General features: G+C 71.9%; 3 protein-coding genes. 2 read left to right on the forward strand and 1 reads right to left on the reverse strand.

What is annotated here, in order from left to right; genetic code table 11:
* Positions 1 to 70: 70 nt before the first annotated feature.
* Both ACFPZL_RS11940 and ACFPZL_RS11945 read left to right on the forward strand, forming a co-directional pair.
* Complete coding sequence (locus ACFPZL_RS11940) at positions 71 to 703, forward strand: biliverdin-producing heme oxygenase (protein WP_382335571.1); 633 nt, start codon at positions 71 to 73, stop codon at positions 701 to 703.
* Between the two features lie 151 nt (positions 704 to 854).
* Positions 855 to 2,429 (forward strand): polysaccharide deacetylase family protein, encoded by a 1,575-nt coding sequence (locus ACFPZL_RS11945; RefSeq protein ID WP_218115448.1) that lies wholly within the window; start codon positions 855 to 857, stop codon positions 2,427 to 2,429.
* Positions 2,430 to 2,441: 12 nt separating this feature from the next.
* On the opposite strand, the gene ACFPZL_RS11950 is transcribed toward ACFPZL_RS11945, so the two are convergent.
* A partial coding sequence (locus ACFPZL_RS11950) for an ATP-binding cassette domain-containing protein (RefSeq protein ID WP_382335569.1) occupies positions 2,442 to 2,849 on the reverse strand: 408 nt, incomplete at its 5' end.

Raw genomic sequence — 2,849 nt, forward strand, 5'->3', positions numbered from 1 at the left:
CGGTGGCGGCGGCCACCCGCACGGCGGCGGACACCCGCAGGCAGCCGACGACGGCTCCTTCTCGGGCGAGCTGCGCCGCGCGACCTGGGGGGATCACGGAGCGAGCGAGCATGCGACGTTCATGGAAGACGTCATGCACGGCCGTGGAACCCGTGACGACTACGCCGCCATGGTGGCGCAGCACTACTTCATGTATCTGGCGCTCGAGGAGGCCGCCGCCGGGTTCGCCGAGGATCCCGCGTACGCGGTATTCCACCCGGCCGCCCTCATCCGCCTCCCGGCGCTCGAGGCCGATCTCGAGCACCTGATGGGCGCCGACTGGCGGGAGCGCATCGCCCCCGTGCCGGCGGTCGCCGCCTACGCCGACCGCATCCGTGCGGTCGCGGCCGAGGGCTGGAAGGCCGGAGTGCTCGCTCACCACTACACCCGCTATCTCGGGGACCTCTCGGGCGGCCAGATGATCGCCCGCGTGATGGTGCAGCAGCACGAGTTCGACGCGGCCGGCGTCGCCTTCTACGACTTCACCGAGCTCGGCGACCTGCGCGAGTTCAAGGAGCGGTACCGCGACGCGCTCGACGCGGTCGGCGCCGGTCTCGACTCCGCCGAGCGCCAGCGGGTGGTCGACGAGGTGCGCGAGGCCTACCGCTTCAATACCGAGACCTTCATCGACCTCGACAAGGCGCGCGCGGCGGCTGCAGCCTAGCGCCGGCGCCCGGCCCTCCCGCCGGCGGCGCACCTGTGCCGGTGACGCCTTTGCTCCGGTGACGGTGACCTCCTCCCGCCGGTGATCGCCTGAGGAGTATGCTGGGCCTCCACTCGCGGACATCGCCGTCCGCTCAGGGATGGGGGATCCCATGGCGCACTCGATTCTGCGACCCGCCGCCGCGTTGACGGCGATCTCGCTCGCGTTCGCTCCGGGAGGGATCTATCCCGCCCCCGCGGCGACCGCCCAGGTAGCACCGGCAGTCGCGATCGCCGCACCGACACCGGTGCGCGCGGCGGCGCTCCAGGCGGTGAAGACACAGGCGGCGAAGACCTCCTCCGCTTCGAGCGCCCTGCTGAAGGAACGGCTGCGCAACACCCGGGCGCGTTTCGCTGCGCGCTTCGTCTACGTGCCGGGAGTGCCGAAGTTCGACAAGCTCGTGAATCGCGAGGTGCGCGCGGCGATCCGCTCGACGAAGCGGAGCTACTCGCCGCAGGCCTTCCCCAGGGGCGCGGGGCTGGGGAGCCGCGGCTGCGTCGCCGGATCGGTGACCAAATGGTCGGCCAAGAAGGTGATGCGTCGCGCGGCCACGGCCCCGCCGAAGGGCCGGGGCACGGCAGTCACCTGCGAAGTGATCTCGGCGTCGGGCTCGGTGATCCAGGTGGCGATGCGCACGGTCGCCGGCTCACGGACGAGGATCACGCGCGACGCGACCCGCACCTACTACGCCGATGTCAGGACCGGAGCCGCCGGCAAGGTCGGTGCGCTGTGGCGGTCGTCGACCCCGAAGAAGCTGTGGACGGCCGCGGTCGCGAAGCAGATCCGCCGGGCGGGCGGATCCGGAACGGACCCGATCGCCGACCCCGGGAAGGCGCAGCTGAAGCTCGCGAGGCAGGCGCTCGCCGCCGCGAAGAACCGGAGCGACGGCGACCTGAGCGCTCGCCTCCCCGCCGGGCTCGTCGCCCCCGAGCTCGCTGCTCTCGGCATCGAGCGCACGGCCGAGCCGACACCGGTGCGCATCGACGAGAAGACGGCGAACGGCTGGGCGAGCAAGGTCGGAAAGCTGCTGCGCGGGGCGGTGGGCAAGCGGTTCGTCGGCGTGAAGGCGAAGCGCTCGAGCGTGGAGCTCGACTGCCGCCTGCTGCCCTGCGTCGCGCTGACCTACGACGACGGGCCGGGCCCGTACACCGGAGCGCTGCTGAGCACCATGCGCAAGCGCGAGGCGCGGATCACCCTGTTCATGGTCGGGTCGCGCGTACCCGCCCGCCGGTCGATCGTGCGCCGCGCGGTCGTCGACGGGCACGAGATCGGCAGCCACACGATGACCCACCCGGATCTGACCGGGCTCTCGCTCGGCGCGGCCAGGGCGCAGGTGCGGGACGCCGCCGCGGCCATCCGGTCGGCCTCGAAGAAGCGCGTGCGGATCTTCCGCCCGCCCTACGGCGCGGTGAACAGCGGGATCATCGATGCGGTCGGGATGCCGGCGATCCTGTGGAGCGTCGACACCGAGGACTGGAAGCGCCCTGGCGAACGGGCGCTGATCGCGCGCTCCGTGCCGGTCGTGAAGCCGGGCGGGATCATCCTGTTCCACGACATCCATCCCGACTCCGTGAACGTCGCGAACTCGGTGGTGTCCGGTCTGCGGGATCGCGGCTTCGAGCTGGTGACGGTGAGCCAGCTCTTCGGCGGCAAGGTGCCGGTGAAGCGGATCACGTCGCGCGGGTGATCGCGCCCCGGCTCAGCTCTCGGCGACCAGCAGCTGGTGCCGTGCCAGCTCGCGGTAGAGCGGCACCGTCTCGACGAGTTCGTCGTGCGTGCCCTCGCCGACGACGCGGCCCTCGTCGAGCACGATGATCCGGTCGCTGTCCACGACGGTCGAGAGGCGGTGCGCGATCACCAGCAGCGTGCGGCCGGTCGCGACCGAGTCGAGGGCCTCGCGCATGAGACGCTCGTTGACGCCGTCGAGGCTCGCGGTCGACTCGTCGAGCAGCAGGATCGGCGGCGCCGTCAGCAGCGCCCGCGCGATGGCCAGCCGCTGCTTCTCGCCGCCCGAGAGAATGATGCCCCGCTCGCCCACCTGCGCGTCGAGTCCGCTCGCGAGGCCGTCACCGCCAAGCTGCTCGAGAACGCCAAGGAGATCGAGACC

This window comes from Leucobacter soli (assembly GCF_042659205.1).
GTDB classification, from domain to species: domain Bacteria; phylum Actinomycetota; class Actinomycetes; order Actinomycetales; family Microbacteriaceae; genus Leucobacter; species Leucobacter soli.